13 protein-coding genes and 1 pseudogene are annotated in these 12,989 nt (G+C 71.2%); 7 read left to right on the top strand and 7 right to left on the bottom strand.

The genetic code is table 11. The features are described from left to right. Positions 1-28: 28 nt before the first annotated feature. On the top strand, positions 29-1,171 hold the full coding sequence (locus tag ABD665_RS11135) for an ArsO family NAD(P)H-dependent flavin-containing monooxygenase (RefSeq protein WP_344742336.1): 1,143 nt from the start codon (positions 29-31) through the stop codon (positions 1,169-1,171). Here ABD665_RS11135 and ABD665_RS11130 read toward each other — a convergent pair. From ABD665_RS11130 to ABD665_RS11100, 7 genes are all read right to left on the bottom strand, one after another. Next, positions 1,155-1,598, bottom strand: a complete 444-nt coding sequence (locus ABD665_RS11130; protein ID WP_204910599.1) for an arsenate reductase/protein-tyrosine-phosphatase family protein — start codon at positions 1,596-1,598, stop codon at positions 1,155-1,157. The two genes, ABD665_RS11135 and ABD665_RS11130, sit on opposite strands and share 17 nt — an antisense overlap. After that, entirely contained in the window at positions 1,595-2,266 is a 672-nt protein-coding gene (locus ABD665_RS11125; RefSeq protein ID WP_204910600.1) for an arsenate reductase/protein-tyrosine-phosphatase family protein, read from the bottom strand. The genes ABD665_RS11130 and ABD665_RS11125 overlap by 4 nt, the downstream gene beginning before the upstream one ends. Continuing rightward, complete coding sequence (locus ABD665_RS11120; RefSeq protein ID WP_204910601.1) at positions 2,263-2,694, bottom strand: arsenate reductase/protein-tyrosine-phosphatase family protein; 432 nt, start codon at positions 2,692-2,694, stop codon at positions 2,263-2,265. Before ABD665_RS11120 ends, ABD665_RS11125 begins: the two co-directional genes overlap by 4 nt. Positions 2,695-2,696: 2 nt before the next feature. Beyond that, positions 2,697-4,148, bottom strand: a complete 1,452-nt coding sequence (locus ABD665_RS11115) for an FAD-dependent oxidoreductase (RefSeq protein ID WP_204910602.1) — start codon at positions 4,146-4,148, stop codon at positions 2,697-2,699. Positions 4,149-4,210: 62 nt separating this feature from the next. Further along, positions 4,211-5,326 carry an ACR3 family arsenite efflux transporter gene (arsB, locus tag ABD665_RS11110; protein ID WP_344742329.1) on the bottom strand — a complete coding sequence of 372 codons (1,116 nt, stop codon included), beginning with the start codon at positions 5,324-5,326 and terminating at the stop codon, positions 4,211-4,213. Further along, on the bottom strand, positions 5,323-5,799 hold the full coding sequence (locus tag ABD665_RS11105) for a metalloregulator ArsR/SmtB family transcription factor (RefSeq protein WP_344742326.1): 477 nt from the start codon (positions 5,797-5,799) through the stop codon (positions 5,323-5,325). Before ABD665_RS11105 ends, arsB begins: the two co-directional genes overlap by 4 nt. Before the next feature lie 242 nt (positions 5,800-6,041). Next, the gene (locus ABD665_RS11100) at positions 6,042-8,228 is read right to left on the bottom strand and encodes a heavy metal translocating P-type ATPase (RefSeq protein ID WP_344742323.1); all 2,187 of its coding nucleotides are present in this window, start codon (positions 8,226-8,228) and stop codon (positions 6,042-6,044) included. Positions 8,229-8,856: 628 nt separating this feature from the next. Here ABD665_RS11100 and ABD665_RS11095 point away from each other — a divergent pair. The 6 genes and pseudogenes from ABD665_RS11095 to ABD665_RS11070 form a co-directional block, all read left to right on the top strand. Continuing rightward, positions 8,857-9,294 (top strand): annotated as a pseudogene (locus ABD665_RS11095) (DUF305 domain-containing protein); the annotation flags it as partial. A 153-nt stretch (positions 9,295-9,447) separates the two neighbouring features. Next, complete coding sequence (locus ABD665_RS11090; protein ID WP_204910604.1) at positions 9,448-9,951, top strand: DUF6153 family protein; 504 nt, start codon at positions 9,448-9,450, stop codon at positions 9,949-9,951. A gap of 126 nt (positions 9,952-10,077) precedes the next feature. After that, positions 10,078-10,719 (top strand): DUF305 domain-containing protein, encoded by a 642-nt coding sequence (locus ABD665_RS11085; protein WP_204910605.1) that lies wholly within the window; start codon positions 10,078-10,080, stop codon positions 10,717-10,719. Positions 10,720-10,891: 172 nt separating this feature from the next. Further along, a complete protein-coding gene (locus tag ABD665_RS11080) occupies positions 10,892-11,488 on the top strand; it encodes a hypothetical protein (protein WP_344742319.1) in 597 nt (198 codons plus the stop codon). 8 nt (positions 11,489-11,496) lie between these two features. Continuing rightward, positions 11,497-12,123 carry a redoxin family protein gene (locus ABD665_RS11075; RefSeq protein WP_204910606.1) on the top strand — a complete coding sequence of 209 codons (627 nt, stop codon included), beginning with the start codon at positions 11,497-11,499 and terminating at the stop codon, positions 12,121-12,123. Further along, positions 12,120-12,938, top strand: coding sequence for a cytochrome c biogenesis CcdA family protein (locus tag ABD665_RS11070; protein ID WP_344742317.1), 819 nt, complete (start codon positions 12,120-12,122; stop codon positions 12,936-12,938). Before ABD665_RS11075 ends, ABD665_RS11070 begins: the two co-directional genes overlap by 4 nt. Positions 12,939-12,989 lie beyond the last annotated feature (51 nt).

Here is a 12,989-nt window from a genome sequence, read left to right as displayed (position 1 = left end):
GCCTACGCCTGGCCCGGCAGCCGGCGACGTGGACGTGCTCGTCGTCGGCGGCGGGCAGGCCGCGCTCGCCACCGGCTACTACCTGCAGCGGGCCCGCCGGCGGGCCACCAGCGGACCCAGCGCACCGGGAGAGCTGGGCAGGCTGAGCTTCGCCCTCCTCGACGCCAACCCGAGCGCAGGCGGCGCATGGACGGCGGGCTGGGACACCCTCCAGCTGTTTTCCCCCGCCGGCTTCAGCTCGTTGCCCGGCTGGCCGATGCCCCCCTGGACCGGCGAGGGCAACCCGTCGGCGCAGCACGTCCGCGACTACCTGAGCGCCTACGAGGACCGCTACCAGCTGCCCGTCCACCGGCCGGTCCGCGTCCGGACCGTCACGCGCACCACCGAAGGCTTCGACGTCGTCACCGACCGCGGAGTGTGGCGGTGCCGGGTGCTGGTCAACGCGACCGGCGCGAGCCGGCCGTTCTGGCCGACGTACCCGGGCATGGACGCCTTCGCAGGACGGCAGCTGCACAGTGCCGGCTACCGCAGCGCGGCCGACTTCGACGACCAGACCGTGCTGGTCGTGGGCGGCGGCAACTCCGGCGCTCAGATCGCCGCCGACCTGACCAGCCGCCCCACCGGGGAGACGGCGTGGGTAACGGCCCGCCCGCCGCGGTTCCTGCCCGACGACGTCGACGGTCGCAAGCTGTTCGAGCTCGCCACCCGCCGGGTCCGCGCGGCCGCCGCCGGCGATCCTTCGGACCCGGGTGTCGGTGGGCTCGGCGACATCGTGATGGTCCCGCCGGTCCTCGCCGCTCGCCGGCGCGGCGACCTGCAGGCGCAGCCGATGTTCGACCGGGTGACCCCAACCGGCGTCGCCTGGAACGACCCGCCCCGCCAGCTGGCGGCCGACGCGATCGTGTGGTGCACCGGCTTCCGTCCCGACCTGCGCCACCTCGCTGGGCTGGCCCTGACCCGCAGCGACGCGCTGCCGGTCACCGACCCGCCGCTGCCGTCGCGCTCGGTCGATGACCCGGGACTGTTCTTCCTCGGCTACGGCGACTGGTGCGGACCCGCGTCCGCCACCCTCATCGGGGTCGGGGGCGTCGCCCGCGCCAGCGTCGACGCCATCGTCGAGCAACTGCGTGAGCTGGGCGACCGGGCGGGGCGGGTCAGCGTCCGGCGTTGAGCCGCTCGTACAGCTCGTCGACCCGGCGCGCGATGTCGTCGCGGACCAGCCGCATCCGTTCGATGCCGTCGATGCCACGCTCGGACGGCTCGTCGGTGTCCCAGTTCTCGAACGTCGTGCCGGGCACCTCGTCGACGTGCGCCTCCCGGCCGAGGGTCACCACGACGTCGGCGGCCCGCACAAGGTCATCGGTGACCGGCTTTGGGGTGTTCGCGCTGATGTCGACGCCGACCTCGGCCAGCGACTCTGCCGACAGCGCGTTCACCGTGGTGCCCGGCTTCGTGCCGGCCGACTCCACCTCGATGGTGTCTCCGGCGCGGCGGGTCATCAGCCCGGCTGCCATCTGGGACTTGCCGCCGTTCTTCACGCACACGAATAGCACCGAGGGCTTCGGTGAAGGCTGGGTGGTCGGGGTGGTGTCGGTCATCGTGTGGCTCCGATCAGCTCGTCGAGGAGGGTGTCGACGCGGGTCTGGATGTCGCGGGCGATGACTTCGGTCTCCTCGAGGCTGCGCCCGGCCGGGTCGGCGACGTTCCAGTCGAGGTAGCGCTTGCCCGCGTAGAGGGGGCAGGAGTCTCCGCAGCCCATCGTGACGACCACGTCGGCGGCGCGGACCACGTCGTCGGTCAGCGGCTTCGGGAACTCCTCGTCGAGGCTGATGCCGCGCGCCGCCATCACCTCGATGGCGTGCGGGTCGATCTGCTCGGCCGGTGCGGAGCCGGCGGAGCGGACGTGGACCCGGTCGCCGGCGCGGTCCTTGAGCAGCGCGGCGGCCATCTGGGAGCGGCCGGAGTTCTGCACGCAGATGAACAGCACCTCCGGCACCGTCTGCTCGAGGGCGCCCTTCGCGGTCGCCAGAGCCCTGAGCCGGTCGGCGGCGAACCGCTCCGTGCGGGTGACGAGGAAGCCGCGGATCTTCGAGGTCCGTGCGAGGGCCGTGTAGGACTCGAAGACGTAGCGGTCGACGGTCTCGGCGGCGAAGATGCCCTCGAACCGGTCGGCGAGCTTGTCGACGATGCGGTGCAGCACCTCCTCGTCGCTGGTCAGCCCGTGCAGCGGGGTCTTGAGCTGCGTGTCCGTGTGCGTGTCGGTCATGGGGTGTCCTCGTCGTCGAGTGCAGATGGGTCGCGTCCGGTCGAGAGGCCGGCCAGGAGCTGGGCGACGCGGGCGTCGAGGTGATCGCGCAACCCGCGGATGCCGTCGAGGTCCCAACCCTGCGGGTCGGGCAGCGGCCAGTTCTCGTACCGCACGCCCGGACGTTGCGCCACGGCGAGGCCAGGCTTCAACGTCACGACGACGTCGGCCTGGTCGAGCAGGTCGTCGGTCAGCAGCGACGGCACCTGGTCAGACCGGTCGATGCCCAGCTCGGCCAGCGACGCCAGCGCCACTGCGTCGACGTGGGCGTCCGGCTCCGTCCCCGCCGACAGCACCCGCACGCCTGGTCCGGCCCGGTACGCGGCAAGGCCTGCGGCGAGCTGAGAGCGCCCCGCGTTGTGGACGCACACGAACAGCACCGTCGCCACGGTCACGGCCGCGCGAGCGACGAGGGGAGCGACGTGGCGAGGGCAACCTGCTGCGGGGGCAGCTGGTGCTCGCGCACCCAGGCCTGCGACGCCATCTGCACGGCGTCCCACGGCGAGCCCAGCGGCGGGGTGTACGACAGGTCGAGCTCGGACATGCCGTCGACCGTCATCGCGTGGAACAACGCCGCCGCGTACGTGTCGACGCGCTTCGCGGTCTCGGTGCCTCGCGCGCCGACCAGCTGGGCACCGAGCAGCCGCCCGGTGTCGAGGTCGCCGGTGACGCGGATGCTGATGGGCTGCGCCCCCGGGTAGTAGGCCTTGTGGTCGTCCGGGCTCGACTGGCTCGTACCGGGCCGGTACCCGGCGCTGACGGCCTCGTGCTCACGCAGGCCCGTCCGGGCGGCGACGAGGTCGAAGACCTTGACGACCTGGGTGCCCAGGCTGCCGGCGTAGCGGGTGGCGCCGCCCAGTGCGTTCTCCCCGGCCACGCGGCCCTGCTTGTGTGCGGTCGTGCCGAGCGGGAGGTAGGTGGTGCCGAGCAGGCGGTGGTGGGTGACGGCGCAGTCTCCCGCGGCCCAGACGTGCGGCAGGCCGGTGGCCATCGTCTCGTCGACGCTGACGGCGCCGCGGGGTCCGGTCTGGGCGCCGGCGCGGACCAGCAGGTCGGTGTCGGGACGCACGCCCACGACGACGAGGACCAGGTCGACGTCCCAACCGAGCGGCTCGCCGTGCTGCCCGGTGCCCTCGACGTGCAGGCGTCCGGAGCCCTTGCCGTGCTCGTCCTGACCGGTGCGGCGGATGCGCGTGACGGTGGTCCTCGTGTGGACGCGGACGCCGTGGCGGTCGAGCTCGGCGTGCACCAGCGCACCGAGCTCGGGGTCCACGGTCGGCAGGACCTCGGGCAGCATCTCGACCTGGGTGACCTCGATGCCACGCGCCGTCAGGCCCTCCGCCATCTCCAGCCCGACGTAACCCGCCCCAACGATTAGGGCCTTGCGTGGCCGGATCCGGTCGAGGCTCTCCGTGAGGGCGAAGGTGTCCCCCATCGAATGCAGGAGATGGACGCCGTCCTGGGCCCCGAGCTCGTCCAGACCCGCGATCGGCGGGCGGACCGGTAGTGCACCCGTCCCGACGACCAGCTCGTCGTACTCGATGGACGAGCGCCCGCCGTCCGGCTCGCGGACCAGCACCCGGCGACCGGCGACGTCGATGTCGGTGACGAAGGTGTCGAGCCGAAGCCGCATCCCCGTCGCCTCAAGGTCCGCCGAGGTCCGGTGGGCCAGGTTGCGCCAGTGCCCCACCTCGCCCGAGACGTAGTACGGAATCCCGCAGATGGAGAAGTTCGGGTACGCGTCGGCGACCACCACGGTCACGTCGGCGGACGGGTCGAGCTCGCGGGCACGCAACGCGGCGGAGATGCCGGCGTCGCTGCCCCCGATGGCCACCAGGTGCATCGAGAAGCCTTTCCAGAAGATCTGAGAAGAGCGCCGGTGCCGACGACCCCGGCGCGTGAGGATCAGTCGCGCGACGCCCGGGACAGCGGCTGGGTGGCCGTGCCGTCGGGGAAAAGGTGCTTGCGGGCCCACAGGCTCACGTAGACCAGGGCGACGAGGGCCGGGACCTCGATCAGAGGCCCTACGACCCCGGCGAGGGCCTGGCCCGACGTGACCCCGAACGTCGCGATCGCAACGGCGATGGCCAGCTCGAAGTTGTTGCCGGCCGCCGTGAAGGCCAGCGTCGTGGCCCTGGGGTAGCCGAGCTTTAGCGCGCGGCCGATGAGCAGGCTCACCGAGAACACGACGGCGAAGTAGACGAGCAGCGGCAGCGCAATCCGCGCGACGTGCAGGGGCTCCGAGGTGATCGTGTCGCCCTGCAGCGCGAACAGGATGACGATGGTGAAGAGCAGGCCGTAGAGCGCCCAGGGTCCGATCTTCGGCAGGACCTTCTGCTCGTAGGTCTCGCGTCCCAGCCGCCGCTCACCGATGGTGCGGGTTAGGAAGCCGAGCACGAGCGGGATGCCGAGGAACACGAGGACGCTCGCGGTGATCGCCCACACCGAGAATCCGGCTGACGTCGTTGGCAGACCAAGCCAGGACGGCAGCACCTGCAGGTAGAACCAGCCAAGGACGCCAAACGCCAGCACCTGGAACACCGAGTTGATGGCGACGAGCACCGCTGCCGCCTCCCGATCTCCGCAGGCGAGGTCGTTCCAGATCAGCACCATGGCGATGCACCGGGCGAGCCCGACGATGATCAGCCCGGTCCGGTACTCCGGCAGGTCGGGGAGGAACAGCCAGGCCAGGGCGAACATGAACGCCGGCGCGAAGACCCAGTTGATCACCAGCGAGGTGATCATCAGGCGCCGGTCCGCGAGCACCCGGTGGGTCTCGTTGTAGCGGACCTTGGCCAGCACCGGGTACATCATCACGAGCAGACCGATGGCGATCGGCAGCGACACTGACCCGATCTTGACCGCGTCGAGGACCCCGGCCAATCCCGGGACCACCCGGCCCAGGAGCAGCCCGAGCGCCATCGCCGCCACGATCCACACCGGCAGGAACCGGTCGACCGTTGACAGGCGCGCCCGGGTCTCCTGCTCGCCGGTCGCCAGCTTCGAGGTGTGGGCGCTCACGAGCAGCTCCTGGTGGTACCGGTCTGAGGCGTCGGGGTGATGAGGGTGGCGAGGTCAGCAAGAGCCATCGAACGGACGCGGTAGTAGACCCAGACGCCACGCTTGCTGCGCTCGAGCAGGCCGGCCGCGTGCAGCACCTTCAGGTGGTGGCTGATGGTTGGCTGCGAGAGCTCGAAGCAGTCGGTGAGATCGCAGACGCACGCCTCACCGCCCTCGTGCGAAGCCACGATCGACATGAGCCGGAGCCGGACCGGGTCAGCGAGCGCCTTCAGCAGCGGCGCCACCTGCTCGGCCTGGGTAGGGGTCAGCGGTTCCCGCGAGAGAGGCGAGCAGCACGCCACCGTCTCTACAGGAGACATCACGCTCATAGACATCGACACTCGTAAATGTTGACACACGTCGATGTCTGGCTGCAACTGATCGCGCAACTGCGGCGACAGTCGCCCACTCCGCTTCAGACCGAGCACCTGCACCTGAGCGCTCCTGACGACGCCGGACCGCAGCCCGCCGCCGGGGCATCTTTCCTGACGCGGCCCCCCGGCACGCCAGGGAAAGCGGAGCCACTGAATAGCCTCAGCTGCAACGCGTTCCCCGGCAGCCCGAATGCTCGAAAGCGCACGGCGCCCCGAGCGGACTCCTGCGGAACGGCGTCCTGGGGGCCGAGACCGCAGCCCGCCTCCGACCGCCGTACAGCAGGACCTGCGGAATCTTCAACCTACGGCCGGCGCAGCACCCTGCCGGTGCTGGCCTGGGGACTGAGGTCTAGGCGGCGCAGCAGTTGGGCATTCGCCGCAACCACGACCGTCGACGCCGACATCAGCAGCGCGCCGACAGCCATCGGCAGCACGAACCCGACGGGAGCGAGGGCGCCCGCGGCCAGGGGCACGGAGACGAGGTTGTAACCGGCCGCCCAGCCGAGGTTCTGGCGCATCTTTCGGTAGCTCGCCTCGGATAGTTCGATCACCGACAGGACTGAACGGGGGTCGTCGCTGGCGAGCACGACACCTGCGGAGGCGATGGCGACGTCTGTTCCGGCGCCGATCGCGATGCCGACGTCGGCCTGAGCGAGAGCGGGGGCGTCGTTGACGCCGTCCCCGACCATCGCGACGCGTTGGTTTCGGGCCTGGAGCTGGGCGACCTTGTCGCCCTTGTCTTCTGGCCGGACCCCGGCGAAGACCTCGTCGATGCCGAGCTCGGCGGCGACGCTGCGGGCGACGGGTTCTGCGTCGCCGGTGATCATGACGACCTGCAGGCCGAGCTTGTGCAGGGCGTCGACAGCTTCGCGCGACTCCGGGCGGACCTCGTCGGCCAGGGCCAGGGCACCGGCGATGCGGCCGTCTACGAGGACGTGCAGGACGATCGCGCCCTGCTCGGCCCATGCCTGGACGCCGTCAAGCGGCGTCAGCTGGTGCTCGCGCAGCAGCGCGGGGCCGCCGGCGGCGACGGTGTGCCCGTCGACGGTGGCACTGACGCCGACCGCAGTTGATGCCTGGAACCCGGACGCGCGACGTCGCGGCAGGCTCCGCTCGCTCGCGGCGGTGACGATGGCGCGAGCCAGCGGGTGCTCGCTGTCAGCCTCGGCGGCCGCGGCCAGGGCGAGCACTTCGTCGTCGGTGTACCCGTCGTTGGTGTGGCTGTCGACGGCGAGGACGTGGGTGAGGGCCGGCTCGCCCTTGGTCAGGGTGCCGGTCTTGTCGAACAGGACGGTGTCGACGGTGCGCATCGCCTCAAGCGCGGTTCGGTCGGTGATGAGGACGCCTCCGCGGGCGGCACGTTCGGTCGCGATGGACACGACCAGGGGGATGGCGAGGCCGAGGGCGTGCGGGCAGGCGATGACGAGCACGGTGATGGTGCGGATCAACGCGTTGTCCGGGGACCCGAGCAGCGTCCACACCACGACGGTGAGCGCGGCTGCGCCCAGGGCGAACCAGAACAGCCAGCCCGCGGCACGGTCGGCGAGCAGCTGCGCCCGCGACGACGAGCCCTGCGCCTGCGCGACGAGACGCTGGATGCCGGCCAGGGCGGTGTCGTCCCCGACCGCGGACACCCGTACCCGCAGCGCGGAGTCGGTCGACACGGTGCCCGCGACGACGGTGTCGCCGACACTGCGCGCTACGGGGCGTGACTCGCCGGTGATCATCGACTCGTCCACGTCGGCGGTGCCGTCGACGACGGTGCCGTCAGCGGGGACCCGGCCGCCGGGGCGGACGACGACGACGTCGCCGACGCGCAGGTCGGCTGGGGAGACGGCCACCGTCTGGTCGCCGTCGACACGTTCGGCCTCGTCGGGCAGCAACGCGGCCAGCGACTCCAACGCCGACGCCGACTGCGCGAGGGACCGCATCTCGATCCAGTGGCCGAGCAGCATGATCACGACGAGCAGCGCCAGCTCCCACCAAAAGTCGAGCTCGTGGCTGAGCAGGCCCAAGCTTGCGCCGAGCGACGACACGAACGCGACCGTGATCGCCAGCGCGACGAGCAGCATCATCCCGGGGCTCTTCGCCCGGAGCTCCGACACCGCGCCGGTCAGGAACGGACGCCCGCCCCACACGTACATGACTGTGCCGAGGACCGGCGAGACCCACCCGACCCAGCCGGCGTCGGGGAGGTCGTAGCCCACGATCATCGCGAACATCGGCGAGAGGAAAACGACCGGCAGCGCGAACGCGAGCATGATCCAGAACAGCCGCCGGAACATCGCCACGTGGTCGCCGTGACCCGCATGTCCCGAGTGCCCCGCGTGCTCGGCGTGGTCGCCGTGTTCCGCATGACCCTCGTGCCCGGCGTGGTCGGCGTGGTCCTGGTGCCCGTCCTCGAGCGCTCCACGGTGGACGTCTTGGTGGGCGCCGTGGCTCCCCGGAGCGGCCGTGGCGTCGGCGTCTGCCTGCTGAATCGTGGCCACCTGAGACGGCGCAGGCGAGGCCTCGTACGAGTGAGCCTGGTGCTCGGCTCCGGGTGCGCTGAGGCGCCCGCCTGGGGAGACGTGGCCCTCCTGGGCGCCAGCCGGACCCTGGGTCGCCTCCGGGCTGCTGGTCTCGTCCGTGCTTGCGCCGGTGGCGGCGTGGCTGTCGTGGTGCTGCTCGTTCACCTCGAACCTCTCCGTTGATACCCCCTAGGGGTATGTTGCTCTCGTTCGGCCGAACCGGCAAGGCTCCCGTCGTATTCCCCCTCCGGACAAGGTCCTCCCAGCACGCAGCAGCCGTCCAGGCCCTTCCGAGCCGTTCCAAGCGCTGCTCGGGCGCCGTCGAGGATGATCGGGGTCGCACGGCAGCGACATGAGCGGCGACGGAAGGGCGTGACGACGACGGTGTGGCAAGACGGCGCGGGTCAGCTGCTGGCGTCCGCACGGCAACGTGTAGCGGTGCTGGTCGCTGTCCTGACGGTCATGGCCGCCCTGGTCGCCTGTGGCACTACGGAGGACCCGGCGCCGGACGTCACCGGCGGCACTACGCCTGGCGCCACGACTGTCGACTACAACGAGGCTGACGTCGTCTTCGCTCGCGCGATGATCCCGCACGGAGCAGGGCGCCACCATGAGCGAGCTCGTCTTGGAGCAGAAGGGCCTGCCGCCGGCCCTGTCGGCGTTGGCCGTCGAGCTCCGCGAGAACCGCAGCACCGGGACCGACCAGCTGCAGGCCTGGGTCGCCGAGCGTGGCGAACCGGTCACGGCCGACGCCCCGCACGACCACGGTGGCGGCGGCGACGGGATCGCCACCCCGACCCAGATGGACGCGCTCGACAGCGCCACAGGCGCCGCCGCTCAGGCGCTGTACGTCGAGATGATGACCAAGCACCACCGTGGCGCGGTCGCCGCCGCCCAGGACGAGATCGCCCACGGGAAGAGCCCGGCCCTGCTCGAGTTCGCTCAGATGGTGCTCCGCACCCGGGAGGCGGAGCTGACGGTCCTGCTCGACGCCGCCGCTGCGGTGCCCGCGACGACGCCGAACCCCGACGCCACACCGCGCTAGCCACTGGTGGACCAGGGGCGCCGGCGTGGGTATCAACTCATCGGCGGCCCTCGCACGGGTGGGTCGCGCAAACCGCCCGTCCGGCGCTCCGATACCCCCCTGGGGTTCGGCGCTAGCCTGGCGTGGCCGATCAAGACGGAGTGGAGGTGCGACGTGAGGCCCGACCTGCAGGTCGTCGCAGGCGACCGCCGTCCGCGCACGCACCGTCGTTGGGTTCGACGCCTGCTGCTTGCGGCCACCCTCGTGGTGGTCGTGCTCGGCATCGTCGGCATGCACCAGATGGCCTTCGGCCACGACATGGCCCTCAGCCCGGCCACCTCCTCCGCTCAAGGCGACCACGCCGGGCACAGCGGGACCGGCGAGATGCTGCCGATGGCTGCGGCGCACGCGGGCGCTCACGCCGACGCTGGCAGGTCAGGCACGGGCACCGGAGGCGGCTGCCCGGACTGCGCCGACCACCAGATGGCCTTGGGGTCGTGCCTGCTCGCCCTCACCCTGCTCGTGCTCCGGTGGCTGCTCGCCCCGCCGCGGCCGGCGCGCGTCCTACCGTTCCTGCTCCCCCGCCTGACGCGGCTGTCCCGGCTGGTGACCCTCTTCGTGGCGGGTCGGCTGATTCCACCGCTGTCGCTGGCGGAGCTGTCTGTTCTTCGTACCTGATCGACCTGTGCTGCTGACGACCCGCTGAGCCTCGGCTCAGCCCCACCCCGGACGCACCCCGCTTCGAGCGGGCTGTGACGCGGGTGTCCCGGATGTCCACACAGACCTGTACGGAGAAGAACCCTCATGACCTACCCACGCGCACTGAAGACGGGCCTCGCGGCCCTGACCATCACCGCCGCTCTCGCCCTGGCCGGGTGCAGCGACACCGGCATGGGCGCCATGGCGCCCAGCTCGACGGCCCCGCCCGCCAGCAGCACGAGTGCCAGCACGAGTTCGAGCACGAGCGTCTCGGCCGAGTTCAACGACGCCGACGTCATGTTCGTGCAGATGATGCTGCCCCACCACGAGCAGGCCGTCGCCATGAGCGACACCCTGCTCGCCAAGAGCGGCGTGAACCCGGACGTGACCGCGCTCGCCGAGCAGATCAAGGCCGCGCAGCAGCCCGAGATCGACACTATGAAGGGCTACCTCGCCGCCTGGGGCCAGCAGGAGATGAGCGGCGGCGGCATGGGCGGCATGAATCACGGCAGCGACGACGGGATGGCCACCGACGCCCAGCTGAAGGACTTCGACCAGGCCGATGGTCAGGCCGGGCAGAAGACGTACCTGCAGCTGATGACCGCGCACCACCAGGGCGCGATCAAGATGGCTCAGTCCGAGGTCAGCAACGGCAAGAACCCCGACGCCATCGCCCTGGCCAAGACCATCATCACCACCCAGCAGCAAGAGGTCGGTGTCATGAAGGACCTGCTCGCCACCCTGTAGGAACGACGTGCCGGGACCGGCATCACCGGTCCCGGCCTCGTCGACCTACCCGGCCACACGGTCGTCAGCCACTCGGACGGCGCCGCAGCCGCCCTCTTGCGGACCGAGACAGGCCGCTTCGGTCGACGCCGTCCCTTGAGCGAGCCCGTCAGCGGCGTCGCTCTCACCCACGTTGAAGGAGCTAGCCATCATCTCGACCATCCCCGCCCGGCGTCGCCGACCGGTCGCCGCTGCCGTCCTCAGCCTCCTCGTCGTCGCCGCGGCCAGCGCGTGCAGCGCCCCTGCGCCGACGACCGCCCCCGACCAGCCTTCGGCAGCGCCGCAACCCGTCGAGCCGGACAGCCGGTCCCAACCGCCATGGCCGGTACCCACCGACGTCACGGCACGCGTCGCGGCCGCCGGCCTGGACCTCGGACCGATGGGGACCGCCGAGCACTACCACCCCCGACTTCGGATCATCGTCAAGGGCAGCGAGGTGCCGGTACCGTCCAACATCGGCGTCGACCCCACCACCGGTGCCATGTCGGCGCTGCACACCCACGAGCGGGACGGCACGATCCACATCGAGGCCGACCGGGCCGGGGAGACGTTCACCCTCGGCCAGCTGTTCGTCGAGTGGGGCGTCGAGCTGACCACGACCCAGATCGGGGGCGTGCAAGCCGCCGACGGCCAGCAGGTCACGCTGACCAGCAACGGGACAGCGGTCAGCGGCGACCCGGCACGGCTTCGTCTCGAGCCTGACCAGCAGATCGTCCTGCAGCTGCCATGAACGCACCCATGACCGCCGTGCAGGCGATTCGCCGGCTCCAGGCCCTCGCCGGGGTCCTCGCCGTTCTGGCTCTGGTGCTCCTGATGATGTGGTGGAGGCCCTGGTCCAGCAACGACGACAACGCGCTCTCCCGGGCCAACGACGGCACCGGGGTGACCGCCGAACCGGGCCTGGACCTCTACCCGGCGGCGAGTCGGGTCCCGGCACCGAAGCTCGAGGGCACCACCCTCGACGACAAGCCGCTCGCCCTGTCACAGCTGGCCGGCGACATCGTGGTGATCAACGTGTGGGGGTCGTGGTGCGCACCGTGCCGCGCCGAGACACCCGACCTGGTGCGGGTCGCCACCGAACAGGCCCGTCGCGGCGTCAGCTTCGTCGGGATCAACACCCGCGACAACCCCGATGCCGCAAAGGCCTTCGTGCGGGCCAACAAGGTCGCCTACCCCAGCGTCGTCGACCACAACGGTGAGGTCCTCCTCGCCCTGCGCGACACGATCCCCACCACCGCCGTCCCGACCAGCGTCGTGATCGACCGGCAAGGCCGCGTCGCCGCCCGCATCATCGGACCGGTCACCTACACCACCCTCCAAGGGCTGCTCGACGACGAGATCGCGGCCAGCAAGGCCACCCGGTGAACCCCGGGGACCTCGTCGCGTACGGGCCGCTGCTGCTGGCGATCCCGGTCGCCATGGCGGCCGGACTCGTCTCGTTCCTCAGCCCCTGCTGCCTGCCGCTCGTGCCCGGCTACCTCGCCTACGTCAGCGGCACCGCAGGGGCCGACGCCCAGACAGGTCCCACCAGGCTGACCCACGGCTCAGCCAGCTCAGCTCTCGAGGCCGCGCCAAGACCACGTCGCCGGAGCAGACCGAGCCGCACGGTCACCGGGACCCTGCTGTTCATCCTCGGCTTCGCTGCGGTCTTCACCAGCTACGGCGCGGCCTTCGGTGCCGCCGGCACCCTGCTGCTCACCCATCAGGGCCTGATCATCAAGGTGCTCGGCGTCTTCACCATCGTGCTCGGCCTGATCTTCACCGGGGTCTTGGCCCGGGTCCCGCTGCTCAACCGCTCGTTCCGCCTGGACTTCCAGCCCCGCCTCGGGGTGGCCGGCGCCCCGCTGCTGGGCGTGCTCTTCGGAGTCGGCTGGACCCCGTGCATCGGTCCCACCCTCGCCGCAGTCCTCTCCCTGTCGTTCAGCACCGGCGGCGCGGGCCGCGGCGCATTGCTGTCGTTCGCCTACAGCGTCGGCCTCGGACTGCCGTTCCTGCTGGCCGCCCTGGGAGTCCAGCGAGCCTTCAAAGTCTTCGCGTTCGCCCAGCGGCACGCCCGCCGGATCATGCAAGTCGGCGGGTTGTTACTGATCGTCGTGGGCATCATGCAGGTCAGCGGCATCTGGGCCTCGCTGATCGCGCAGCTGCAGGGCCTCGTCGCCAACTGGCAGACGCCCCTCTGAGGTGGTCAGGAGGTGAACGCGCACGGCTGCAACGTCGATGTGCCGGTTCAG

The sequence above is a fragment of the Microlunatus spumicola genome (assembly GCF_039536445.1).
GTDB lineage: Bacteria > Actinomycetota > Actinomycetes > Propionibacteriales > Propionibacteriaceae > Microlunatus > Microlunatus spumicola.
This window is presented reverse-complemented; position numbering and strand designations above follow the sequence as displayed.